At 66.4% G+C, this 23,516-nt stretch carries 19 protein-coding genes; 2 read left to right on the top strand and 17 right to left on the bottom strand.

Annotation, left to right across the window (positions count from 1 at the left end):
• Positions 1 to 2 precede the first annotated feature (2 nt).
• On the top strand, positions 3 to 941 hold the full coding sequence (locus OIK44_RS14185; RefSeq protein WP_273671472.1) for a carbohydrate kinase family protein: 939 nt from the start codon (positions 3 to 5) through the stop codon (positions 939 to 941).
• Between the two features lie 40 nt (positions 942 to 981).
• On the opposite strand, the gene OIK44_RS14180 is transcribed toward OIK44_RS14185, so the two are convergent.
• From OIK44_RS14180 to OIK44_RS14165, 4 genes are all read right to left on the bottom strand, one after another.
• On the bottom strand, positions 982 to 2,133 hold the full coding sequence (locus OIK44_RS14180) for an NAD(P)/FAD-dependent oxidoreductase (RefSeq protein ID WP_273671469.1): 1,152 nt from the start codon (positions 2,131 to 2,133) through the stop codon (positions 982 to 984).
• Positions 2,114 to 4,285, bottom strand: coding sequence for a CTQ-dependent lysine 6-oxidase LodA (gene lodA / locus OIK44_RS14175; protein WP_273671467.1), 2,172 nt, complete (start codon positions 4,283 to 4,285; stop codon positions 2,114 to 2,116). The genes OIK44_RS14180 and lodA overlap by 20 nt, the downstream gene beginning before the upstream one ends.
• Before the next feature lie 208 nt (positions 4,286 to 4,493).
• On the bottom strand, positions 4,494 to 4,805 hold the full coding sequence (locus tag OIK44_RS14170; protein WP_273671465.1) for a DUF167 domain-containing protein: 312 nt from the start codon (positions 4,803 to 4,805) through the stop codon (positions 4,494 to 4,496).
• A complete protein-coding gene (locus OIK44_RS14165) occupies positions 4,802 to 5,332 on the bottom strand; it encodes a YggT family protein (protein WP_273671463.1) in 531 nt (176 codons plus the stop codon). The genes OIK44_RS14170 and OIK44_RS14165 overlap by 4 nt, the downstream gene beginning before the upstream one ends.
• A 599-nt stretch (positions 5,333 to 5,931) precedes the next feature.
• On the opposite strand from OIK44_RS14165, the gene OIK44_RS14160 reads away from it, so the two are divergent.
• Positions 5,932 to 6,693, top strand: a complete 762-nt coding sequence (locus OIK44_RS14160) for a hypothetical protein (protein WP_273671461.1) — start codon at positions 5,932 to 5,934, stop codon at positions 6,691 to 6,693.
• Positions 6,694 to 7,228: 535 nt separating this feature from the next.
• Here OIK44_RS14160 and OIK44_RS14155 read toward each other — a convergent pair.
• The 13 genes from OIK44_RS14155 to OIK44_RS14095 form a co-directional block, all read right to left on the bottom strand.
• On the bottom strand, positions 7,229 to 8,374 hold the full coding sequence (locus OIK44_RS14155) for a ribonucleotide-diphosphate reductase subunit beta (RefSeq protein ID WP_273671460.1): 1,146 nt from the start codon (positions 8,372 to 8,374) through the stop codon (positions 7,229 to 7,231).
• Positions 8,375 to 8,478: 104 nt separating this feature from the next.
• Positions 8,479 to 11,409, bottom strand: coding sequence for a ribonucleoside-diphosphate reductase subunit alpha (locus OIK44_RS14150; protein WP_273671458.1), 2,931 nt, complete (start codon positions 11,407 to 11,409; stop codon positions 8,479 to 8,481).
• A gap of 357 nt (positions 11,410 to 11,766) precedes the next feature.
• Positions 11,767 to 12,381 carry a 1,6-anhydro-N-acetylmuramyl-L-alanine amidase AmpD gene (gene ampD, locus OIK44_RS14145; RefSeq protein WP_273671457.1) on the bottom strand — a complete coding sequence of 205 codons (615 nt, stop codon included), beginning with the start codon at positions 12,379 to 12,381 and terminating at the stop codon, positions 11,767 to 11,769.
• Positions 12,378 to 13,856 (bottom strand): sigma-54-dependent transcriptional regulator, encoded by a 1,479-nt coding sequence (locus tag OIK44_RS14140; RefSeq protein ID WP_273671456.1) that lies wholly within the window; start codon positions 13,854 to 13,856, stop codon positions 12,378 to 12,380. Before OIK44_RS14140 ends, ampD begins: the two co-directional genes overlap by 4 nt.
• Positions 13,857 to 13,884: 28 nt before the next feature.
• Positions 13,885 to 15,549 (bottom strand): two-component system sensor histidine kinase NtrB, encoded by a 1,665-nt coding sequence (locus tag OIK44_RS14135; protein ID WP_273671455.1) that lies wholly within the window; start codon positions 15,547 to 15,549, stop codon positions 13,885 to 13,887.
• A 3-nt stretch (positions 15,550 to 15,552) separates the two neighbouring features.
• A complete protein-coding gene (locus OIK44_RS14130) occupies positions 15,553 to 15,801 on the bottom strand; it encodes a PP0621 family protein (RefSeq protein WP_273671454.1) in 249 nt (82 codons plus the stop codon).
• Positions 15,798 to 16,601 (bottom strand): cytochrome C assembly family protein, encoded by an 804-nt coding sequence (locus tag OIK44_RS14125; protein ID WP_273671452.1) that lies wholly within the window; start codon positions 16,599 to 16,601, stop codon positions 15,798 to 15,800. The genes OIK44_RS14130 and OIK44_RS14125 overlap by 4 nt, the downstream gene beginning before the upstream one ends.
• Before the next feature lie 159 nt (positions 16,602 to 16,760).
• A complete protein-coding gene (locus OIK44_RS14120) occupies positions 16,761 to 17,558 on the bottom strand; it encodes an ABC transporter ATP-binding protein (protein ID WP_273671451.1) in 798 nt (265 codons plus the stop codon).
• 1 nt (position 17,559) lies between these two features.
• Complete coding sequence (locus OIK44_RS14115; RefSeq protein ID WP_273671450.1) at positions 17,560 to 18,381, bottom strand: ABC transporter permease; 822 nt, start codon at positions 18,379 to 18,381, stop codon at positions 17,560 to 17,562.
• Positions 18,382 to 18,400: 19 nt separating this feature from the next.
• Positions 18,401 to 19,375: an ABC transporter substrate-binding protein gene (locus tag OIK44_RS14110; protein WP_273671448.1), complete on the bottom strand. Its 975-nt coding sequence runs from the start codon at positions 19,373 to 19,375 to the stop codon at positions 18,401 to 18,403.
• A gap of 135 nt (positions 19,376 to 19,510) precedes the next feature.
• Positions 19,511 to 20,254, bottom strand: coding sequence for a substrate-binding periplasmic protein (locus tag OIK44_RS14105; RefSeq protein WP_273671446.1), 744 nt, complete (start codon positions 20,252 to 20,254; stop codon positions 19,511 to 19,513).
• 113 nt (positions 20,255 to 20,367) lie between these two features.
• Positions 20,368 to 22,329 carry a MacB family efflux pump subunit gene (locus tag OIK44_RS14100; protein WP_273671444.1) on the bottom strand — a complete coding sequence of 654 codons (1,962 nt, stop codon included), beginning with the start codon at positions 22,327 to 22,329 and terminating at the stop codon, positions 20,368 to 20,370.
• Positions 22,326 to 23,513 (bottom strand): efflux RND transporter periplasmic adaptor subunit, encoded by a 1,188-nt coding sequence (locus tag OIK44_RS14095; RefSeq protein WP_273671984.1) that lies wholly within the window; start codon positions 23,511 to 23,513, stop codon positions 22,326 to 22,328. The genes OIK44_RS14100 and OIK44_RS14095 overlap by 4 nt, the downstream gene beginning before the upstream one ends.
• Positions 23,514 to 23,516 lie beyond the last annotated feature (3 nt).

Below are 23,516 nucleotides of genomic sequence, written 5' to 3'. Positions count from 1 at the left end.
CCATGACCAAGACTTCCCTGATCTGCGGATCGCTCGCCATCGACACCATCATGCAATTCAACGGCCGCTTCGGCGAGTCCCTGCTGGCCGATCAATTGCACAAGGTTAACGTTTCCTTCCTGGTGCCGACGCTGCGCACGGAGTTCGGCGGTTGCTCCGGCAACATCGCCTACAGCCTGAAAATGCTGGGCGGCGAGCCGCGCATCGTCGGCGTGATGGGCCAGGACTGCGGCCTGTACCTGGAACGCCTGCAAAAGCTCGGCATTTCCACCGAAAACATCTTGATCAAGGCCGACAGCTACAACGCCCAGTGCTTCGTCACGGCCGACGTCGACAACAACCAGATCAACGCCTTCCATCCTGGCGCGATGTCTTTCGCCCATGAAAACGATATCGCCAAGGCCGGCCCGGCCCGCGTCGCGATCATCTCGCCGGACGGCCACGAGGGCATGCTCAAGCACGCCAAGGACCTGGCCGACCTGGGCATTCCCATCATGTTCGATCCGGGCCAGCAAATGCCGATGTTCAACGGCGAGCAATTGATCGACTTCATCGACAAGGCCACCTACGTCACCGCCAACGACTACGAAATCGAAATGCTGATGGAACGCACCGGCCTGACCCTGCCCGACATGGCCAGCCGCCTGGAAGCGCTGATCGTCACGCGCGGCGAGAACGGCTCGGAAATCTACACGGGCGGCAAGCGCATCGACATTCCAGCCGTCAAGGCGGACGCCGTGCTGGACCCGACCGGCTGCGGCGACGCTTACCGCGCCGGCCTGCTGTTCGGCATCACCAACAATTTAAACTGGGAAACCACGGGCCGCCTGGCCAGCCTGATGGGCGCGATCAAGATCGCCCACCAGGGCGCGCAAAACCACAAGCTGACGGCGGCCGACATCGCCGACCGCTTCGAGGCGGCGTTCGGCTACCGCTACTGATCGGCGCCACTGGTTTTTCGCGTACTGCCCGGGCGTTTTCTCAGCCCGGTTCTTTTACTGCTTCGTCGACGGCGTTGACGCGCCGCCGCCAGAATCCGGCCTGCGGCCAGCGCCGCTCGCTGGAGTAGAAGCCGCGCCGGGTCTGCACATAGGTCTTGAAGTGCGCCAGCAGCGACTCCCGGTACGACTCCCCCAGCCCCTCCAGTTGCCCGACATGCGCGTGCGCCACCCTTGCCGCGTGGATGCCGGAGCTGAGCGCGTGCCCTATCCCCAGCGACGAGATCGGGTCGAAGCAGGCGGCGGCGTCGCCCGCCGCCGTCCACGCCGCCTGCGCCGGCAGGCGCGCAACCCGGCTGTGTATCGGATACTGGCGAAACGCCTGCGGCTCCGGCAAGTCCCGCAACAGGCCCGCGATGTGCTCGGTGGCCAGCCCATGCCTGCGCCAGCAGGCAGGGTCCAGTAAATCGAGCCCGCGCAGCGTTTCCGCATCCGTCATGAAGGCCACGGCCGTGCGCTGCTGCGGCAAGGGCGCCAGGTAGAACCAGCCCTGTTCGGTCGTCTCCACCAGGGTTTGCTGCAGGCGCTCGCGCGCCATCCCCGCCGGATAATACGCGTACACGCCGACCATGCGGTCCGTCTGCAGCACCGGGCAACCCTGTTGGCGCACCAGCACGCTGCTGCGGCCGCTGCAATCGATCACATAGGCCGCGCTCAGGCTCAGCGCGCAGCCGCGCTGGCGCAACGCCAGGCGCCAGCGCGGCCCCGGCGTGATGCGCAGCAACTCGGCCGGCTGCAGCACGACGGCGCCCAGCCGCGCCGCCTCGTCCAGCAGCATCGCGTCGAAGGCCATGCGGTCCAGGTGCAGACCGCTGCCCTGCCCCGTGAACAGGAAATCGCGCACCACCAGGTCGGCGCTGCCCCAGGCGGCCGCGTGTGCATACGAGCGCAGGTGCTGGCGCTCGAAGCCCTCGCGCGCGATGCCCAGGTATTCCAGCAGCGGAAACAGGGCCGGCGACACCGTCTCGCCCGGACGGTAGGGGTCGAAAGGGCGGCGCTCGACAAGCGCCACCCGCAAGCCGCCGTAGCGGCGCAGCGTGATGGCGGCGGCGGCGCCCGCCGGGCCGCCGCCGATGATGACGACGTCATAATCGGCGGCGGCCACCCCGCCCGCGTCAGCGGCTGGTACGGCCACGTCGCGCCACCAGGAGCTTGCGCGGCGTGTCGCCGTTGTGCGTTTGCGGGTCTTCGTCCTTGAGGAACCAGGCCGGGTAGAAGTTGGAATCGTCCCCGGTAACGAAGCTGCTGACGTTGCCGACGGCGACGCTGGCGACGTGGTAGCGATCGTGATTGCGCTCCTTTTCGACAAAATACGGGTACTGGCGGCCGTGCAGCGGGTCGGTGTTCTGGTTCAGCACGAAACCGAGGTACTTCCACGCCGTGATCATCTGCGTGAAACTGTTGATGCCGCGGCTGTACAGCACCTGCAAGCCGGCCGGGATGCCGGACACCTTCTGCTCTTCGACGGTGCTGGCGCCGCTGAGGACGTTCCACGGGCTTTGCGGCGGCCACCAGTAAGCATAGTAGGTCGGCGGCACGGGAATCATGCTGATCGGGTCTTTGACGATGTTCGGATTGTCGAAGTTAATGAACTGCACCGAGCAATCGAAGAAGTCCGCCTGCCACGGGATCGCCATGCGCTTGGTCAGGTCGCCCGGCTCGCAACCGAGGCCGATGGTGGGGGCGTTCCAATCGGCGGGCGCCGTCTCGTCTTCCTGCCAGGACAAGCCGTTCTGGTAATAATATTCCTGGGCGTGGCGGTGGCGGATGACGAAGGGCGCCGCGTACACGGTCGGGTTGCGCACGCTCCAGGTCACCTCGATGCCGGGGCACATCGGTTCGCCGACGCAGTTGCCGACGCCAACCTGGTCGAGCGGATGCACGCCGGGAATGCTCAAGGCCGGCGCCTGGGACGAGAAGCAGCCGCGCGCCCACTGCTGCAGCAGGTAGTACTGGGTGTCGGTGAGCACGGAAAACTTGTCGATGACGTTGTTGCGCACCGAGTTCGTCCCCGAATTGAGCGGCATCAGCGGGATGCCGGCGGCCGGGTCCGGATCGGTGGCGGCGCTGAACAATTGCTGGTTCTGCCCGTCCGTGAAGCCGGCCGGCGCTTCCTGCGTCGCCATGCGCCGCTGCGACGGCTTGCGGAAATAGCCGAGGAAGGCTTCGCGCTGTGCCTTCGTCGCCTCGGACGCGTCCAGCGGGTCGAACGGCGGGTTGATGAAGGCCGTCATCGACGGCACGGTGGCGACCCACTGGTAGTCGGCGATGCGGTTCAGGAAGGGCTTGATGTCCTGCCAGTAATTGACGATGTAGTTCGGGTTCCAGCCCTCGTTGTCGGCCCATTCCGGCCGGTCGGCGTTGTAGATGTCCGGGCGGGCGCCCAGGTACTTCAGCGCGCAGTCGGTGGCGACATCGTCCCAGGTCGAAATATTCACCAGCTCGGGGGCGAACTTGGGCGAGCCGATAACGGCCCACGCCTGCAATTCCAGCACCGCACCGCCGTTCAGCGTCACGCGGGCCGTGACGGGGCCGTCGGCAATGTCGTCGTGCCAGGTGTCGCCGCCGCCGAAGCCGGTGATGCTTTCGCTGCCGCCGGCGTTGCCGAAGCCGCCCATGACGAGCAGGTTACCCCGCGAATCGGAACGGATTTCACCCAGCGACCTGACGGGCAAGCCCTGGGTCACCTTGGCCGGATCGGGGAAGGAGGCAAAGGTGTACTCGGGCGGCACGCTTTCCTTGATGAATTCGGCGCGCTGGCCCGGCAGGCTGACGGTGCGCGGCCCCGGATCGATGATCAGGCTCTGGCGCTGCGCGCCGCTGGTGTCGCTGTTGCGGAAATTGGTCCAGGCGCTATCGCCGACGTTCCACGCCGGCGGCGGGTTCTGCCACGTCTCGTAGCTATTGTCGGGGCCGAACATCAAGTCGCCCAGCAGCGGCACGAAGTCCCACCAGGCCGCTTTCTTGTTGGCCAGGTGCACCGTCCACTCGATGGAGGCAATCTCCGGGTCGCTCAGATCGACCGGCACTTCGACGCCGGGGTTGGCCGGGTCGCTGCGATAAATGGCGAAGGTGGCGGCCTGGCGCTTGACGCGGCCCTGGTTGTCCTTGAACTGCGTCACCTTGACGCTGGCGCCGCCGGCATCGCGCAGCGGATTGTTCGACGCGTCCACCTCGATCGGCAAACCGCCTATCGAATCGGGAGCGAGATAAAACTCATCGGGGCTGTTGCCGACCCGGGCGACGCCTATCGACGGGTGGATGCGGTAGATACTATTTGTTGCCATAGTTGTGTCTCCTTATGAATACGACCAGAGTGACCAAAGGTGTCATGGATGCAAACTAAAACAAGGAACAACGGGCGTGCGGAAGCGATAGCAGAAGCGATATCAACAGCAGAAACGAACACATCAATGTACTACGACGTGCTTATATTTACAATAAAATTAATATTTTTGGAATAAGGGGAAATGGGCGCCGGCGCCGCGCGCGGCTTCAGTTGGCGCCGCCCAGGCCGAGCCGGCGCGCCACGTCTTCCGGCGTCAGCCGGGCCGAGACGATTTCCAGCAGCTTGCGCTTGTTGGTCTGCCCGTGGGTAAGCGTAATGGCGCTTCTGGGCACGTCCAGCGTATCGGCCAGATAGCGTATCAGGGCCTCGTTCGCCTTGCCTTCGATGGGTTGCGCGTGCAACTTCAACTTCAAGGCGTCATCGAGCACGCCGATGACTTCGGTTTTCTTGGCGTTGGCCGTAATTTGCACGGCCAGGCGGACTCCGCCCGGCAGCGCCGAACACCAAGCTTTACTCATGCGCCCGCAAACAGCATATTCACCAATAATTGCGCCACCTGCAGCAAAATCAGTGCGACCAACAACGACAAGTCCAGATTGCCGACCAGCGGAACGACCTTGCGCAGGGGACGCAGCAATGGTTCGTTCAGGGCGCGCACAAACGGCGCCAGCGGCGCGTGCGGATTAATCCAGCTGAAAATTGCCTCGATAATGAGCAAGGCCATGAAACCGTAAATGATCCACTGCATGAAGCGCTTCAGCGCATGCACCAGAATAATTTGGAACGGCACGCCGGCGATCAAGAAGACTGACGATGCCAGCAGAACAACGAGGAAGGCGCCAATCAGGCTGGCCCAGTCATATCCGCCGACGCCGGGAACGATACGGCGCAGGGGCCGCACCAGCCAGTCGGATAGTTGAAACGTGAATTGGGCGACCGACGACGGTGGCCGCACCCGGACTGCCTGCATCCAGAACCGCAACAACAAGACGCCACCCAACACGCTGGCAATGGTGTCAACGATTAACGTAAGAATACTCAGCACGACAATTCTCCAAAAAAAACCGCTGTGTGATTAATTCACACAGCGGCATTGCCTCATCCAGGCACCCAAGCGAACTTGGTTACGATGGGCGAGTGCTGGTCGGGAACGGCCAGGCTGCTGCCGGCGCCAACACTGTTTTTGCTGCTGGGGCGACGGCCGCAGCCGGCTTGGCCACAACTGCCTTCTTAGGCGCTGCCTTCTTAGGCTTGGCTGCCGCTTTTTTCGCGACTGGCTTCGCTGCGGCTGGCGCTGCGGCCGCTGCCGGAGCCGCTACCACTGGCGCTGCGACTGGAGCCGGAGCTGCCGGCTTGGCTGCCGCTTTTACAGCTGGCTTGGCTGCCGCTTTAGCCGCTGGCTTAGCCGCTACTGCTTTAGCAGCTGGCTTCGCTACAACTTTAGCTGCCGGCTTCGCTGCTGCTTTGGCCGCTGGCTTCGCCGCTGCTTTCGCTACTGGCTTGGCTGCTGCCTTAGCCGCTGGCTTGGCTGCCGCTTTCGCTGCTGGCTTGGCTGCTGCTTTCGCCGCTGGCTTCGCTGCCGCTTTTGCCGCTGGCTTCGCTGCAGCTTTTGCTACTGGCTTGGCTGCTGCCTTAGCCGCTGGCTTGGCTGCTGCTTTAGCTGCTGGCTTCGCTGCTGCTTTTGCCGCTGGCTTCGCTGCTGCTTTTGCTGCTGGCTTGGCCGCTGCTTTGGCTTTTGCTACTGGCTTGGCTGCTGCTTTTGCTTTTGCCGCTGGCTTGGCTGCCGCTTTCGCTTTAGCCGCTGGCTTGGCTGCTGCTTTCGCCGCTGGCTTCGCTGCCGCTTTTGCCGCTGGCTTGGCCGCTGCTTTGGCTTTTGCTACTGGCTTGGCTGCTGCTTTTGCCGCTGGCTTGGCTGCTGCTTTCGCTTTTGCCGCTGGCTTGGCCGCCGCTTTTGCTTTTGCCGCTGGCTTGGCCGCTGCTTTTGCTACTGGTTTGGCTTTTGCCGCTGGCTTCGCTGCCGCTTTTGCCGCTGGTTTGGCTGCCGCTTTCGCCGCTGGCTTGGCTGCCGCTTTCGCTGCTGGCTTCGCCGCTACTTTTGCTGCTGGCTTGGCTGCTGCTTTTGCCGCTGGCTTGGCCGCTGCTTTCGCCGCTGGCTTCGCCGCCACTTTTGCTGCCGGCTTCGCTGCCGCTTTCACTGCTGGTTTTGCTGCCGGTTTGGCGGCTGCTTTCGCGGCTGGCTTAGCGGCGGCCTTGACTACTGGCTTCGCTGCGGCTTTCGCGACTGGTTTAGCGGCCACTGCCTTCACTGCGGCCACCGGTTTCTTAGCGGCGGGCGCAGCCTTGGCGGCTGGTTTCTTTGTTGCTGGTTTCTTAGCGGCTGTTGCCATTTGTCTCTCCTTCATCTGAGATGAGAAATTTACGCTACAAGATTAAAACCCGTCCAACCCATCATATTGGGTCAGGCGAATTATTCATCGGCACAAACGACTGGTTTGCGCTAATGAATTCGGCACCAGCTGAACTGCTGCAACTCCTCACGTTTGCAGCACTTCAGCCATCGTCGGTGCCACCCTGCCCTATCTCGCAGCTGGTGGCAAAGTCTGGTGTGTTGCGACCCCGCGTCCGGACGACTTCTCGACGTCCTTCAACGTGTCCGCAGCCGCACCCCATTCTTCAAAACAAAAACCGCCATGCCTGAAAAAATTCAGGCATGGCGGCAGAAAAAAACGGTGTGGGTTTGTGCATATCCGTGTGAATCTGTATCCCGATTTTGCGATTTTTTGCGTCGCCGCGCGGCTCAAAAAACCGCGCGTTTTATTGCTCGCATTTTCAATCTCATAAAGTACACGAAAACCTTGTCAATGCGCAACCGGCACGACGCGATTTCGTATGCTTTTTTGCAGGATACGTACGCTATTTCACGGTAGCGCAGCAAATCGGCTTATTCCCAGTTCAGCGCACCACCAGTTTGGTACTCGATGACGCGGGTCTCGAAGAAGTTACGCTCCTTCTTCAAGTCGATCATTTCGCTCATCCAAGGGAAAGGATTTTCTTCTTGCGCGAACAATTGTTCGAGGCCGATTTGCTGCGCGCGGCGGTTCGCGATGAAGCGCAAATAACCCTTGAACATCGGCGCGTTCAGACCCAGGACGCCACGCGGCATCGTGTCTTCGGCGTAGGCGTATTCCAGGTCGACGGCTTTCAGGAACAGCGCCTTGATCTCCTCGCGGAAAGCGGCCGTCCACAGCTGCGGATTTTCCATCTTGATCGTGTTGATCAAGTCGATGCCGAAGTTGCAGTGCATCGATTCGTCGCGCAGGATGTACTGGTACTGCTCGGCGGCGCCCATCATCTTGTTCTGGCGGCCCAGCGCCAGGATCTGCGTGAAGCCGACGTAGAAGAACAGACCTTCCATCAGGCAGGCGAAGACGATCAGGGACTTCAGCAGCTTCTGGTCGTTTTCCACGGTGCCGGTGGTGAAGGCCGGGTCGGTCAGCGTGTTGATGAAGGGGATCAGGAACTCGTCCTTGTCGCGGATCGACTTGACTTCGTTGTAGGCGTTGAAGATCTCGCCCTCGTCCAGGCCGAGCGACTCGACGATGTACTGGTAGGCGTGGGTGTGGATGGCTTCCTCGAAAGCCTGGCGCAGCAGGTACTGGCGGCATTCCGGCGCCGTGATGTGGCGGTAGGTGCCCAGCACGATGTTGTTGGCGGCCAGCGAGTCGGCCGTGACGAAGAAGCCCAGGTTGCGCTTGACGAGGCGGCGCTCGTCGTCGGTCAGGCCGTTCGGGTTCTTCCACAGCTCGATGTCGCGCTGCATGTTCACTTCCTGCGGCATCCAGTGGTTGGCGCAGCCGGCCAGGTATTTGTCCCAGGCCCATTTGTATTTGAACGGCACCAGCTGGTTGACGTCGGTCTTGCCGTTGATGATGCGCTTGTCGTCGGCGTTGACGCGCTTGGCCAGCGACTCCGCGTCGGCCTGCGGCTCGGCCGCCGCGGCCTGGTTCAAGCCGGTGTCGCCCAAAGGCGCTTGCTGCGGCTGGCGTGGCGCGGGCGCCGACGAAACTTCCTCATCCCAAGACAACATGGTGGTATTTCCTTTATCTGTCAAAAAGCCCGCCCGGCACGGCCGGGTCGGGTCAAACTCGTTCTAGCCGGGCCGGCGCGGCCGTGGCCGCGCCGGCGCCCAGCTTATTGGCAGGCTTCGCATTCCTCGAAACCGTCATCGCCGGGGCGCAGGTAGCACGCCGCGCCGTCCGCTTCCGCCGCGGCGGCCACGGCCGGGGCGGCGGCCGCTTGCGCGGCCTGGGCGCTGGCGGACATGCCGCCGTCGACCGCCACCGCGTTCAGCGCGCCGGTGCGGGAAGTCGATTTCTCCATGTGCGTCGCCGCGATGGTGCGCAGGTAGTAGGTGGTCTTCAGGCCGCGCAGCCAGGCCAGCTTGTAGGTTTCGTCGAGCTTCTTGCCCGAGGCGCCGGCCATGTAGATGTTCAGCGACTGGGCCTGGTCGATCCACTTCTGGCGGCGCGACGCCGCTTCCACCAGCCAGCTTGGCGACACTTCGAAGGCGGTGGCGTAGAGTTCGCGCAGGTCTTGCGGGATGCGGTCGATCTTGGTCAGGCTGCCGTCGAAGTATTTCAGGTCGGAGATCATCACCTCGTCCCACAGGTTGCGCGCCTTCAGGTCGCGCACCAGGTAGGCGTTGATCTCGGTGAATTCGCCCGACAGGTTCGACTTCACGTACAGGTTCTGGTAGGTCGGCTCGATGCAGGCCGACACGCCGATGATGTTGGAAATGGTGGCGGTCGGAGCGATCGCCACGCAGTTCGAGTTGCGCATGCCGAACTGCTTGATGCGCGAACGCACCAGCGACCAGTCCATGGCCGACGAGCCGTCCACTTCCAGGTAACCGCCGCGCTCTTCGGCCAGCAGCTTGAGCGAGTCCTGCGGCAGGATGCCGCGGTCCCACAGCGAGCCCTTGTAGGAGCTGTAGTGGCCGCGTTCCTCGGCCAGGTCGGTCGAGGCCAGGTAGGCGTAGTAGCAGACCGCTTCCATCGAGGTGTCGGCGAAGCTGACGGCGGCGTCCGAGGCAAACGGCACGCGCATCATGTGCAGGCAGTCCTGGAAGCCCATGATGCCCATGCCGACCGGGCGGTGCGCCATGTTCGAGGCGCGCGCCTTCTCGACGGCGTAGTAGTTGATATCGATGACGTTGTCGAGCATGCGCATGGCGGTGCGCACGGTCTTTTGCAGCTTGACATGGTCCAGCTTGCCCTCTTTCATGTGGGCCGGCAGGTTCACCGAGCCCAGGTTGCAGACGGCGATTTCCTTGTCGTTGGTGTTGAGCGTGATTTCCGTGCACAGGTTCGAGCTGTGCACCACGCCGACGTGCGACTGCGGGCTGCGGATGTTGCAAGGGTCCTTGAAGGTGATCCAAGGGTGGCCGGTTTCAAACAGCATCGACAGCATCTTGCGCCACAGGTCCAGCGCGGCGATCTTCTTGAACACGCGGATCTCGCCGGCGGCGGCGCGCGCCTCGTAGCCGGTGTAAGCCAGCTCGAAAGCCTTGCCGACCTTGTCGTGCAGGTCCGGCGCCTCGCTAGGCGAGAACAGGGTCCAATCGCCCTTTTCCATCACGCGCTTCATGAACAGGTCGGGAATCCAGTTGGCCGTGTTCATGTCGTGGGTGCGGCGGCGGTCGTCGCCGGTGTTCTTGCGCAGGTCGAGGAATTCCTCGATGTCCATGTGCCAGGTTTCCAGGTAGGCGCAGACGGCGCCCTTGCGCTTGCCGCCCTGGTTGACCGCGACGGCGGTGTCGTTGACCACTTTCAGGAACGGCACGACGCCCTGCGATTTGCCGTTGGTGCCCTTGATGTGGGCGCCCAGCGCGCGCACCGGGGTCCAGTCGTTGCCCAGGCCGCCGGCGAACTTGGCCAGCAGCGCGTTTTCCTTGATGGCGTCGTAGATGCCTTCCAGGTCGTCCGAGACGGTCGTCAGGTAGCACGAGGACAGTTGCGAGCGGCGCGTGCCGGAGTTGAACAGCGTCGGGGTCGAGCTCATGAAGTCGAACGAGGACAGCAGGCTGTAGAACTCGATGGCGCGGGCTTCGCGGTCCGTCTCGTTCAGGGCCAGGCCCATCGCCACGCGCATGTAGAAGGCCTGCGGCATTTCGATGCGCACTTCATTGATGTGCAGGAAATAGCGGTCGTACAGGGTTTGCAGGCCGATGTAGCCGAATTGCAGGTCGCGGTCGGCCACCAGGGCCTTGGCCAGGCGGGCCAGGTCGTACTCGGCCAGGCGCGGGTCGAGCAGCTCGGCGGCGATGCCCTTGGCGATGTAGGCCGGGAAGTAGTCGATGTAGTGGGCGGCCGCCGCCGCCTGCGGCACCTCTTTGCCGAACACTTCCTTGCGCACCGTGTGCAGCAAGATGCGCGCCGTGACCTGGCTGTAGGCCGGGTCTTTTTCCATCAGCGCGCGGGCGGCCAGGATGGCCGACTTGTGCAGCTCTTCGACGGGCACGCCGTCGTACAGGTTCTTCACCGTCTCGGCCAGGATCGCCTCGGCGTCGACGTGCTTTTCCAGGCCGACGCAGGCGGCGTTGATCAGGTCGCGCACCTGGTTCATGTCGAGGACGCGGCGCACGCCGTTTTCCGTCACGTGCAACTGCGGCGCGGCGGCGGCGCTGGCACCGCCCTGCTGCGCTTCTTTTTGCAAGCGGCGCTCTTCCATGTGCTTGGCGCGGTACAGCACGTAGGCGCGGGCCACGTCGTGCTCACCCGAACGCATCAACGACAATTCCACCTGGTCCTGCACATCCTCGATGTGGAAGGTGCCGCCGCCCGGCTGGCGGCGCACCAGCGCGGCGACGACGCCGTCGGTGAGCTGCTCGACCAGTTCGCGCACGCGCGCCGAGGCCGCGCCCTGGCCGCCGCTGACGGCGAGGAAGGCCTTGGTCATGGCGATGGCGATCTTCGACGGCTCAAACGCCACCACGGAACCGTTGCGACGGATGATGCGGTAGTCGCCCAGGGCGCCAGCGGAAGTGGCCACGCTATGGTTCGCCGAGGTCGGCGCCGCAGGGCTTGCCGCTGGATGAATGGAAATGTCTGAGGTTGATTGCATTGAAGCTCCCGGTAACAGCGGGCAGGGTCTGCCGCTGTGTGTGAATTGAGAACGCCCGGTGAGGCGAGTTCATCAGATAAATATAGTTAAAAAAGACAAAGATACAGCAGCCGACCATGCCTGCCTGGCCGGCGGTACATCGACAGAAAACAGGGTAGTCTGCACCAGCTCCAGGCTATCCATCAGCCGGCCAGCCGCTTTGAATAATTCGAAGAATCCATCCGAGGTGGCACTACATATAGTGAAAAGCCTTAAGTTATGCACTAATTGTAGTGCCCATCTGGAGCTGGCGCAATACTTTTCAAGCGCCCGCCGGTAGTAAATTTTTGTATTTCCATATCAATTTCGGTTGACTTTTCAGAGTCCCGAGGGGAAGCGCAATGCCCGGTGAGTAAGCGCTAACCCTGGCGTCTTGCGCAAGGTTTCTTCCCATGTTTTTTTATAAAGTTTCCAGTCAAAACAGGGCCCCGGATCGGTCTTGCGGCCGGCCGCGATATGCTCGTGGCCGCACACGTCGAGCAGGCGGTAGCGCGTCTGCAGGGCCGCCGTCAACGCCGCCAGCGCCGCGTATTGCATTGCGGTGAAGGCCACGAAGTCCGAGCCTTCCAGCTCGATGCCGATGGAAAAGCCGTTGCAGCGCTCGCGCCCGCCAAACGCCGACAGGCCGGCGTGCCAGGCCCTGTCGTTGGCAGAAACATATTGAATGACGCGGCCGTCGCGGCGCAGGAAAAAGTGCGCCGACACTTCCAGGCCGCGCAAGCCGGCGAACGCGGGATCGGCATTATAGTCCAAGCGGCCGGTGAACAAGTCGGACACATGCGGGCCGCCGAACTGCCCGGCCGGCAAACTGACGTTGTGGATCACCAGCAGGTCGATGTCGGTGCCGGCCGGACGGGCGTCGCAAAACGGCGTCTCGTAGCGCAGCGCGGCGGCGCACCAGCCATCCTGCGCCACCGTCCAGTCGGGCCTCACGCGTCCGGCTCCTGGATATTCAGCTTCTGCATCTGGTAGCGCAGCTGGCGGAAGCTGATGCCCAGCAGTTGCGCCGCCTGGGTGCGGTTGAACTGGGTCTGCGCCAGCGCGCGCAGGATGATGTCGCGCTCGACCTGGTTCAGGTAGTCGGGCAGGCAGTTCGGCAGCGCCGCGGCCGGCGCGATGGCCGGCGCGGCGAAGGCGAAGCGCGGCGCCGCCGGATCGGCCGCGGCGGGCGCGCCGGCGGCGGCCGGATCGCCCGCCTCCGCCGCCTCCGCCGCCTCCGCCACTTCCGGCGCTTCCGGCGCCGGCGCCGGCGCGGCCGCGGCGCCCTTCAGCGCCAGGTCGCCGACGCCGATGACGCCGTCGTCGGCATAGGCCAGCGCCCGTTCCAGGATGTTCTCCAGCTCGCGCACATTGCCGGGGAAGGAGTAGGCGCGCAGCGCCGCCAGCACGGCCGGCGTCAGCGTGGCCGGCTGGCCGGCGCCGGCCAGGCGCGCCAGGATGGCCTCGGTCAGCACGGCCAGGTCGTCGAGGCGCTCGCGCAGCGGCGGCAGGCGCAGCTCGATCACGTTCAGGCGGTAGAAGAGGTCCTGGCGGAAGCGCCCGGCGGCGACGCAGGCGGCCAGGTCCTGGTGGGTGGCGCTGATGATGCGCACGTCGACGGCCTCCTCGGCGGTGGCGCCGATCTTGCGCACGCGCCGCTCCTGGATCGCGCGCAGCAGCTTGACCTGCATCGCCAGCGGCAGGTCGGCCACCTCGTCGAGCATCAGCGTGCCGCCGTGGGCGGCCTGGAAGAAGCCGTCGCGCTCGTCGGCGGCGCCGGTGAAGGCGCCCTTGCGGTAGCCGAAGAACTCGGCCTCCATCAGCGCCTCGGGAATGGCGCCGCAGTTGACGGCGATGAAAGCTTGCTCGGCGCGGGCGCTTTGCGCGTGGATCTCGCGCGCGGCCAGCTCCTTGCCGCTGCCGGACTCGCCGCTGATGGCGATCGGCGCCATCGAGCGGGCCAGCCGGGCGATCTGCGCGCGCAGCGCCTGCACGACGGCCGACTCGCCCTTCAGGCGCGAGGCCGGCGCGGCCGCGCTGGCCTGGGCGCGCCGCGCCGGCGCGCTCAGGCCCAGCGCCGACTGCACCAGCAGGCGCAGCTGGTCCAGCGCGACGGGCTTGCAGACATAGTCGAAGGCGCCCGCCTTCAGCGCGACGACGGCGTTGTCGGCGCTGCCGAAGGCCGTGACGACGGCCACCGGCGTGTTCTTATATGTGGCCACCACCTCGCGCACCAGTTCCAGGCCCAGGCCGTCGCCCAGGCGCATGTCGGTCAGCACCAGCGCGTACTCGGTGTGCGCGAGGAAGCCGCGCGCCTGCGCCAGCGAGGCGGCGCTGTCGACGTCCAGCCCCATCTTCAGCAGCGTGATCTCCAGCAGTTCGCGCAGGTCGGCCTCGTCGTCGACGACGAGAATACGGGGAGAGCTCATGGTACAGCCTTTCTGTTGCCGGATACGCTCATAGGGGCGCCGCGAAGGTGATGACGAACCTGCCGCTGGCGCGCTGCTCGCCGCCTGCGCCGAAATGGAATTCATAATCGAGCAGCGCGCCGTTATTCAAGCACAGTTCGCGCGCCAGATACAGTCCCAGCCCCGTGCCCTTGCTGGAGGTCGTGTAAAACGGCTCGAACAAGTGGGCGCGCACTTCGGGCGAAATGCCCGGGCCGTCGTCCTGCACGTGCAATTCCATGCGCCTGCCCTTGCCGCCGACGACGAACAGCTCGATGCTGGCCGGCGCGCCGCTGGCGTAGCGGGCCGCGTTGCTGAGCAGGTTGAGGAGGATTTCGCGCAGGTGCAGCGGGTCGAAGCGGACCTGGGCCGCGCCGCAGTCGGCCAGGCGGACGACGTCGGCGGCCAGCGCGTGGGTCTCCTGGAACTCCGCCCTCAGCTCGGCCAGGAAGGGCGCCAGCGCCAGCGACGCGTCCTGCACCTGCACCTTGCGCGACAGCTGCAGGATGTCCTCGACCATGCGGTTCACCCGCGCCACGTTGTCGGCGACGATCTTCAGCAGGCGGCGCTGCACCGGTTCAACCAGGTCGTCGCTGAGCAGCGCGGTGGCGTGGCCGATCGCCGACAGCGGATTGCGCACCTCGTGGGCGATGCTGGCCGTCAGCCGCCCCATCGACGCCAGCTTCAGTTGCTGCGCCTGATTTTCGATGGCCGTCACGTCCTGCAGGAAAATCACGCTGCGCTCGGCCGCCAGGCCGGCCGTGTCGACGGTGGCGAAGCGCACCTTCAAGTGGGTGGCGAGGTCGCGCCGGCCGCCCCAGGCCGCCGTGACGCCCTGCAGCGCCGCGTCGGTGTAGGGTTTGACGGTGACGAAGGCCGTGCTGCGGGCCGGCTCGGCCAGCCAGTCGGCGTAGGCGACGGCGATCGGCTGCAGGCTGGCCATGTCGGCCAGGCGGAAGTTGAGCTCCAGGCCGGCCAGCCCCAGCATCTGCTGGGCGGCCGGATTGCCGGTGAAGACCTGGCCGTCGCGGCCGGCCACGAGGATGCCGTCGCCCATGTCGGCGATGACCAGGCGGTTGATGGCCTGCTGGATCGCCAGCGCGTTGCCGCGCTGCGCCGCCAGCTCCTCCTGGCCGATCAGGCGCGCGGCCAGGCGGCTCACCAGCAGCACCACGGCGAAGAAGGCGGCGCCGTACAGGCCGGCCTGCAGCACGCTGCGCTCGCCGGCCATCAGGAAAATCTGGTAGGTGCTCTCGGAGAGCATGAACAGCGTCACCAGCGCCGCGCCGAACAGCGCCAGCAGCAGCGGCGCCAGGATGGCCGCGCCGGCCAGCGGGAACAGATACAGGATGGCCAGGCCGCTGCGCACGCCGCCGGCGTCCATGTACAGCAGCGAGATGACGCTCACGTCGACGGCCAGTTGCACCAGCAGCTGGGCCAGGAAGCGCTGGCGCCAGTACACCGTCAGCAGCGCGAACACGGCCGCCACCAGCAAATAGCCGGAGCAAATCTCGCCGTAGGCGAAATTGCCGACGCCCTGCCAGCCCAGGCCGCCGACGACCAGATACAGCAGCAGGACGATGGCGATGACCATGCGCGTCAGGCTCAGCGTCTGCAGCGAGCGCCAGAAGGTCTCGCGCTGCTCCACCGCCAGCACCTGCAGGCGCGCCCTCACGGTCTAGGGAAAGCTGGCGTGCGCCTGGCTGCAAAAATCGCGGCCCTTCGCCTGCACCGTCTCCGAAGACGGGTAATACACGCCGCAGTGGGCGCAGCACAGCATCACCTCGGCATCGGGCAGCGGCGCGGCGCGCGCCGGCGCGGACGGGCGGCGCGGCGGCTGCCCGCCCTGCTGCAGGCCGCGCAGCTTGCTGCGGATCGCCATCAGCACCAGAAAGGCCAGCCCCAGCCAGAATAACAGACGTGTCATGCGAATCCCCGATGCAAAACCACTTCAAAGACAAAACGGCTGCCGACATAGGCCAGCGCCAAGGTGGCGAAACCGGCCAGCGTGAAAGTCAGCGCCGTCTTGCCGCGCCAGCCGCGGAAACGGCGTCCGGCCAGCAGCGCGGCGAACAGCAGCCACGACAGCAAGGTGAACACCGACTTGTGATCCCAGTTCAGCGCCTTGCCGAACAACTGCTCGGAAAACACGATGCCCGACAACACGGTCAGGCTCAACAAGGCGAAACCGAAGCCTATCATGCGGAACAACAGCTTTTCCATCGTCAACAATGCCGGCAACTGGTCCAGCGCCGTGGCGAGGAAACCGCTGCGTTCGCTGCGCGTGTGCAGGCGCGACTCCTGCAGCGCCATCAGCACGGCGTGGAAGGCGGCGATCGTCAGCGTGCTATAGGCCAGGATGGCGACGGCGATATGCCAGCCGAACATCGCCGACTTCCCCTGCAACAAAACCTCGCTGCCGGGGAAGGCCCAGGCCAGCAGCACGGCGGCGGTGGCGCAAGGCATGACCATGCGGCGCAAACCGTCGAGGCAGAAATTGCGGTTCTCGATCCAGTAGGCGCCGACGGACACCCACAACGCCGACGACAGCATGGCGGCGAAACCGATGCGCAAGCTGCCGGGCGCCATCAAATCGAACCATAGCGTCACGCCGTGCAACAACCACGCGACGGCGGTGGCGGCGCCGATCAACACACCCTGACGGGACGGAAGGAAAGCGCAAACGGCGTAAGACAACGCGGCTGCGATAAAAAAATATGTCTGCATAGTTTAAGTTTACACCATAGCCCGCCCCCGCAGCAGCGCAAACCCGTGGGGTCAGGTCTAGACATGGCGGTTTTTATGCGGAAAACCGCCATGTCTAGACCTGACCCCATTGTTTCTATGTGGAAAACCGCCATGTCTAGACCTGACCCCAGGGGTGGTTTAGTCGGCGGCGGCCTGGCGCAGTTCGTCGTTGTGGTGGCGTTGTTGTTCTTCCATGACGAGTTGCCCCAGTTCGCGCTTGAGGGCGTTGAAGCCGGCCGAGGCCGGGTCGCGCAGCCGCGGCAGGTCGACCAGCAGGTCGCGTTTGACGCTGCCCGGCCGGTAGGTCATGACGATGATGCGGTCGGCCAGGTAGAGCGCTTCTTCGATGCTGTGGGTGACGAAGAGTATGGTTTTTTTCAGTTCGGCCCAGATGCGCAGCAGTTCGTCTTGCAGGTTGCGCCGGGTTAGCGCGTCGAGGGCGCCGAACGGTTCGTCCATCAGCATGATGGGCGAGTCCAGCGCCAGCACGCGGGCGATGGCGACGCGCTGGCGCATGCCGCCCGACAGGTCTTTCGGGTAGCGCCCGCGAAAGTCGCTCAGCGACAGCGTCGCCAGCAGCCGCGCCACGCTGGCCTCGATGTCCGCCCGGGGCTGGCCTTTGATTTCCAGGCCGAAGGCGATGTTCTCGGCCACCGTCATCCACGGGAAGAGCGCGTATTCCTGGAAGACCATGCCGCGCTGCGGCCCCGGCCCGTCGACGACGCGGCCGTCGGCGCGGATGCTGCCGGCGCTGGGCGCGGCGAAGCCGGCGACGGCGTTGAGCAGCGTCGATTTGCCGCAGCCGGACGGCCCCAGCAGGCAGACGAATTGGCCGCGCGGGATGGCCAGGTCGATGTCCTGCAGGGCCACCACTTCGCGCCCGCCGGCGCGGTAGACTTTGCCGACGCCGGCGATGACGATGTGGGGGGCGTCCATGTCAGTGCTCCGCGCCGCGGTGCCAGCGCAGCAGGTGCTTGTTGAGCCGGTTCATGGCGACGTCGATGGCCAGGCCGATCAGGCCGATGCTGACCATGCCGGCGATGATTTTGTCGGACCAGAAGTATTCGCGCGCTTCCAGGATGCGAAAGCCCAGGCCGCTGTTGACGGCGATCATTTCGGAGACGATGACGACGATGAAGGCCGTGCCGATGCCGATGCGCACGCCGGCCAGGATGTAGGGCACGGCCGCCGGCAGTATCACGCGCAGAAACAGCGTGGCGCCGGACGCGCCCAGGTTGCGCGCCGCCCGCAGGTAGATGCCGTCGACCTGGCGCACGCCGGCGATGGTGTTCATCAGCACGGGGAAGAAGGCGCCCAGGGCGATCAGGAACACGGCCGGCGGGTTGCCCAGGCCGAACCAGAGGATGGATAGGGGGATGTAGGCGATCGGCGGGATCGGCCGCAGTATTTGCAGCAGCGGATTGAGCCAGGCGTGGACGCGCGGCCGCGCCCCCATCGCCAGCCCCAGCGGCAGGGCCAGGCCGGCGCCGATGGCGAAGCCGGCCGCGACCCGGTACAGGCTGCCCAGGGCGTCGACGATCAGTTCGCCCGAGACGGCCCAGGCCAGCCAGTGGCCGGCGTAGTCGGCCCGCGGCGCCACCGGCAGCAGGTAGGCGATCCAGCGTTCCAGCACGGCCAGCGGCGCCGGCAGCACTTGCGCGTTGATCCAGCCCAGCATCGCCACGGCCTGCCACAGCGCCACGACGAGCGCCGGGGCGATGCAGCCGACGCCGATTTCCCGCCACCGTCCTGTGTCCATGCCGCCTCCGCTGTAGCGTTTATTTGACGTGCAGGCTTTTCTTCGCCTGTTCCAGCAAGTCCGTCTTGACCCAGTCCTGCGCCCGCGGCGGCCTGGCCATCCGCCCCACGCCCGTCTGGTGCATGACGTCGGTGGTGGTCTGGATGTGCTCGGGCGTGATGTCGTAGGTGTAGGGCGAGTTGCTGATGGCGTCGTCGAAGTCGTCCTTGCTGATCTGCCCCTTGAAGATGACTTCGCGCACGTATTTCTCGGCCACGCCGGGCTGCTCAAGGAAGGTCTTGGTGGCCGCGACGAAGCAGCGCATGAATTTCTCGGCCGCGGGGCGGCGCTCCCGGTAGAATTTTTCCGTCATCACCAGGGTGCGCACCGGCTCGCCGATCGGCGTGTCGTAGGGTTTCAACAACTCGCTGCCGTAGCCCTTGTTGAGGGCCTGCGAGGATTGCGGCTCGGACTGCATCATGGCGTCGATGTTCTTGCCCATCAGCGCCTGGTTCAGGTCGGCGTAGGCGAGGAAGACCAGGCGCACGTCCTTGCCCGGCAGCTCGGACGCCGTCATGCCGTGCCGGGCCAGCTCGGCCAGCAGCAGCACTTCCTGGATGCCGCCGCGGGTGACGCCGACGCGCCTGCCCTTCAAGTCCTTGACCTTGCTCAGCTTTAAGTCGCTGCGCCCCACCAGGCGGGCGCCGCCCTTGGCGAAGCCGGCCACGACGTAGATGGGGGCGCCGCCGGCGCGGCCCGAGATGGCCGCCTCGGACGCCGTGGCGCCGACGTCGAGTTCGCCGGCGAGTATCCCCTGCATGACGTCGAGGCCCTTGGCGAAGATGTGCTCGTCGACCTTGATGCCGCACTGCGGCGCGATTTCCTTGATGTAGGAGATGGCGCCGAAGTGGGCGAACTTGAGGTTACCCAGGCGCACCACCTCCTGCGCCGCCGCAGCGCCCGCCGCCAGCAGCGCGGCGGCGGCGACGGCCCGGCCTGTCCAATGATTGCTCATTCGCATTCCCCCGGAAAAGCGTGCTGACGCAGACAAGATTGCTTACCAGCAGATCATACCAAGGGCGGGCCGATTTAAAACGGTTCGCTATTGCGCAAACGCAGGAAACAGTGGCGCGGCGGGCCGGCGGCTCCCTTATCGGCCCAGATATTTATCGTAGATGGCCTTGTAGCGCCCGCTTTTGCGCAATTGTTCGAGGCCGGCGTTGAAGTCGTCGCGGATGGCGGCGTCGCGGAACACCGGGCGGTAGTCGCGCGGATCGAGCGGCGTCAGCGCGTGCTCGTCGACGTCGGGGGCGACGAAATTCGGGTCGGCCAGCTGCTGCAGGCGGCTGTAGTACTGGAAGATCGTGCGGTCGCTGAGGACGACGTCGTAGCGCCCCATCGCCAGCAGCAGCGGCTGGGCCGACTGGCTGTTGCGCTCGACGTAGTCGGGCGTGCGGCTGAGGGCCCGCAGCCAGTCCGGGTAGCGCTTGGCCGCGCCGACGAAGGCCATGATGGTCAGCCCCTTCAAGTCCGCCGGCTTGCGCAGTTGCAGGTGGCGGCGCTTCAAGGTGATCAGGAAATTATCGTACAGCACGGGCGGCGCGCCATAGTGCCCGCCGCGCGCCTCCAGGTCCTCGCCCACGTCCATCATGATGGCGTCGACGCTGCCGGCGACGAAGCTGGTCACGATGCGGCCCATCGGCATGTACTTCGGCTGCAGCAGGTGGCCGCGGTAGGCCAGCGCCTCGCGCACCACGTCGAGCTCGATGCCGGAATGGTTCTGCGCCATGATATAGGGCGGCAGATTGTCGCCGAAGGCCATGCTGACGCTGGCGGCGCCGGCGCCGCCGGCCAGCGCCGGCATCAGCAACAGGGCAAGCATCGGCACGTTCATGCGCCTCCTGGGTCGGGAAAGGGAAGACGCCGGCGGCGCGCCGGCGCGTGGTGAATATGGTAGCAGGAGTCGGGCCGGCGCGCCGCCGCTGTTGCAAAAATGCCGACGCCGCCTCAGTGGCCGGCCAGCGCCACCACCGGGTCGAGGGCGGCGGCCTTGCGCGCCGGCATGAAGCCGAACAGCAGGCCGGTGGCGACGGCGCAGCCGAAGGCGCCGCCGATGGCGCTCAGCGAGAAGATCACCGGCACCTGCCACAGCAGCAACAGGGCGCCGAAGGCGACGCCGACGCCGATGCCGGCGACGCCGCCGACCACCGACACCAGCACCGCCTCGGTGAGGAACTGGCGCAGGATGTCGCGCCGGCGCGCGCCGGTGGCCATGCGTATGCCGATTTCGCGGGTGCGCTCGCGCACCGTCATCAGCATCACGTTCATGACGCCGATGCCGCCGACCACCAGCGAGACGGCGGCGATCAGGCTGAGCATCACCGTCATCGTGTCCTGCGTCTTGGCCTGGGCGGCGATCGAGGCGGCGGCGTTGCTGATGCGGTAGTCGCGCAGCCGGTGGCGCTCGAACATCAGCGCGTCGACGGCCCGCTCGGCGGCGCCGATGCGCGCCACGTCGTCGACGGCCAGCACCGTGTAGGTCGGCTCGCGCTGGCCGAACACGCGCACGCCGGCCGTCGAGAACGGCAGCAGCAGCAAGTCGTCCTCGTCCTTGTCGCCCGTCAGCGCGCCCTTCTCGCTCATCACGCCGATCACCTGGAAGGGCACGTTTTCGATCAGGATGTGCTGGCCGACGGGGTTGGCGATATCGGGCATGAGCTTGCGCGCCAGGCGCCAGCCGAGCACGGCGACGGTGGCCATTTCGCGCTCGTCGCGCTCGCTGAAGAAGCCGCCGTGGGCCAGCGGCCAGGTCTGGATTTGCGGCAGCGCCGCGCCGGTGCCGCGCACATAGGTCTGGACGTCGAGCTTGCCGTGCCGCACCACCTTGTTGCCGGTGACGTTGGGCAGCACGTGCGCGATGCCGGGCAGTTGCGCCAGGGCGTCCAGGTCGGCCAGCGTGATGCTGCGCCCCGGCATGCGCGAACTCTCGCCGACCGAGGACATGTACAGCAGGTTCGAGCCGAAGGCGCCCAGTTGCGCCACCACCTGCTGGCGCGTGCCCAGGCCGATGGCCAGCATGACGATGACGGAGGCGACGCCGATGACGATGCCGAGCAGCGTCAGGCCGGTGCGGAAGCGGTTGATCCACATCACCCGCCAGGCGGCGCGGGCGGCGTCGCGCAGTTCGGCGCCCAGGGCGGCGCCGCTGTCGCGGGCGGCGCCGGCCAGGTCCAGCGGCGCCAGCGCGGCCGCCGCCGCGCCGCCCGCCGCGCCGGAGTCGCCGACGATGGCGCCGTCGCGGATTTCGATGACGCGGCGCGCCTGCGCCGCCACCTTGCGGTCGTGGGTGATCAGGATGATCGTGTGGCCGGCGTCGGCCAGCTCGCCGAGCAGCGCCATCACCTCGGCGCCGCTGGCGCTGTCGAGGGCGCCGGTGGGCTCGTCGGCGAGGATGATGCGCCCGCCGTTCATCAGCGCGCGGGCGATCGAGACGCGCTGCTGCTGCCCGCCGGACAGCTGGCTGGGGCGGTTGTCGAGGCGCTCGCCCAGCCCGAGGCGGCGCAGCAGCGCCTCGGCGCGGGCCTGGCGCGCCGCCGCCGGCATGCCGGCGTACAGGGCCGGCACCTCGACGTTCTCGCGCGCCGACTCGGTGGCGATCAGGTGGTAGCCCTGGAACACGAAGCCGAAGGCCTCGCGGCGCAGCCAGGCCAGCGCGTCGGCGTCCAGCGTGGCCACGTCCTGGCCGGCGAAATGGTAGCTGCCGCCGCTGGGCCGGTCCAGGCAGCCGAGCAGGTGCATCAGCGTCGACTTGCCGGAGCCGGAGGCGCCGACGATGGCGACGAATTCGCCGGCGCCGATCTCCAGCGAGACGCCGCGCAGCACCTCGACGGCCGGGGCGCCGTCCTGGCCGCCGTAGCGCTTGCGGATGCCGCGCAGCGCGATCAGCGGCGCCGTGGCGGCGCCGCTCACAGCTGGAACCGGCTGGAGGAGGCGCCGTCCGCCCGCTCGCCGGTGACCAGCAGGTCGCCCTCGCGCAGGCCGTCCAGCACCTCGGCGCTGAGGCGGTTGCGCACGCCCACCGTGACCTCGCGCGTGTCGACCTTGCCGTCGGCGCCCAGCACGCGCGCCGTGTAGCGCTCGGCGGCGGCGCCCTCGCGCGGCCTGGCGCTGAGGGCCGGCAGCGGCACCGCCAGCACGTTCTCGGCGGCGGCCGTGACGAACACCACCTGCGCCGTCATCTGCGGCATCAGCTCGCCGTCGGCGTTGTCGACCTCGAACAGCACCGTGTACAGGATCACCTTGCCGCTGGCCGGCGCCAGTGCCGTGCCGCTGGCGCCGCCGCCGGCCGCCGGCGGCGCCGGCAGCACCTGGCGCACCTTGCCGCTCCAGCGCCGCTGGTCGCCGCCCAGCGTCGTGAAATACACGGCCATGCCGGGCCGGACGCGGCGCACGTCGGCCTCGGAAACCTCGGTCCACACCGTCATCGCCGACAGGTCGGCGATGCGCAGGATATTCGGCGTCTGGTAGGTGGCGTTCAGGGTCTGCCCCTCCTTCGCCTCCAGCCCGACCACGCTGCCGGCCATCGGCGCGTAGATGCGCGTGTAGCCGAGGCGCGCCTCGTCGGCCTTCAGGCTGGCCTGGGTCTGGTCGATCTGCGCCTTCAGGTGGTCGATCTTGGCGGCGGCCGAGGCCAGCGCCGCCTCGGCGCTTTGCACGTCGGCCAGCGGCGCGGCGTCGTGCGCGGCCATCTGCTTCTGGCGGCCGTGCTGCTGGCCGGCCAGACGGTGCTGGGCCTGCTGGTCGGCCAGCTGGGCGCGCAGGCCGGCCAGCGCGGCGCGGCCGGCGTCGACGGTGGCGCGCTGCACGCTCGGATCTATCTCGGCCAGCAACTGGCCCTTCTCCACCGCGCTGCCCGGCTGCACGTGCAGGCGCGTGATCTGGCCCGACACCTGGGCGCCGACGTCGACGTAGCGCTGCGGTTGCAGCGTGCCCATGGCCGTGACGCTGGCCTCGATGTTGCCGCGCTTGACGGGCACCGTGTCGAACACGGCGGCCGGCGCGCGGCTCAAGCCCCAGGCGCCGGCGCCGGCCGCGCCCAGCAGCAACAGCAGGCCCCAGGTGCGCGCGCGCAGCGGCCGGCGCGGCCGTTTCACGGC

This window comes from Janthinobacterium fluminis, from assembly GCF_028595325.1.
In the GTDB taxonomy this organism is placed as follows: domain Bacteria; phylum Pseudomonadota; class Gammaproteobacteria; order Burkholderiales; family Burkholderiaceae_D; genus Janthinobacterium; species Janthinobacterium fluminis.
This window is presented reverse-complemented; position numbering and strand designations above follow the sequence as displayed.

Excerpts from the sequence above, each read along its gene's own strand:
- OIK44_RS14185 (WP_273671472.1), top strand. The coding sequence starts at position 3 with ATGACCAAGACTTCCCTGATCTGCGGATCGCTCGCCATCGACACCATC.
- lodA (WP_273671467.1), bottom strand. The coding sequence starts at position 4,285 with ATGGCAACAAATAGTATCTACCGCATCCACCCGTCGATAGGCGTCGCC.
- OIK44_RS14170 (WP_273671465.1), bottom strand. The coding sequence starts at position 4,805 with ATGAGTAAAGCTTGGTGTTCGGCGCTGCCGGGCGGAGTCCGCCTGGCC.
- OIK44_RS14155 (WP_273671460.1), bottom strand. The coding sequence starts at position 8,374 with ATGTTGTCTTGGGATGAGGAAGTTTCGTCGGCGCCCGCGCCACGCCAG.
- OIK44_RS14150 (WP_273671458.1), bottom strand. The coding sequence starts at position 11,409 with ATGCAATCAACCTCAGACATTTCCATTCATCCAGCGGCAAGCCCTGCG.
- OIK44_RS14140 (WP_273671456.1), bottom strand. The coding sequence starts at position 13,856 with ATGAGCTCTCCCCGTATTCTCGTCGTCGACGACGAGGCCGACCTGCGC.
- OIK44_RS14130 (WP_273671454.1), bottom strand. The coding sequence starts at position 15,801 with ATGACACGTCTGTTATTCTGGCTGGGGCTGGCCTTTCTGGTGCTGATG.
- OIK44_RS14125 (WP_273671452.1), bottom strand. The coding sequence starts at position 16,601 with ATGCAGACATATTTTTTTATCGCAGCCGCGTTGTCTTACGCCGTTTGC.
- OIK44_RS14120 (WP_273671451.1), bottom strand. The coding sequence starts at position 17,558 with ATGGACGCCCCCCACATCGTCATCGCCGGCGTCGGCAAAGTCTACCGC.
- OIK44_RS14115 (WP_273671450.1), bottom strand. The coding sequence starts at position 18,381 with ATGGACACAGGACGGTGGCGGGAAATCGGCGTCGGCTGCATCGCCCCG.
- OIK44_RS14110 (WP_273671448.1), bottom strand. The coding sequence starts at position 19,375 with ATGAGCAATCATTGGACAGGCCGGGCCGTCGCCGCCGCCGCGCTGCTG.
- OIK44_RS14105 (WP_273671446.1), bottom strand. The coding sequence starts at position 20,254 with ATGAACGTGCCGATGCTTGCCCTGTTGCTGATGCCGGCGCTGGCCGGC.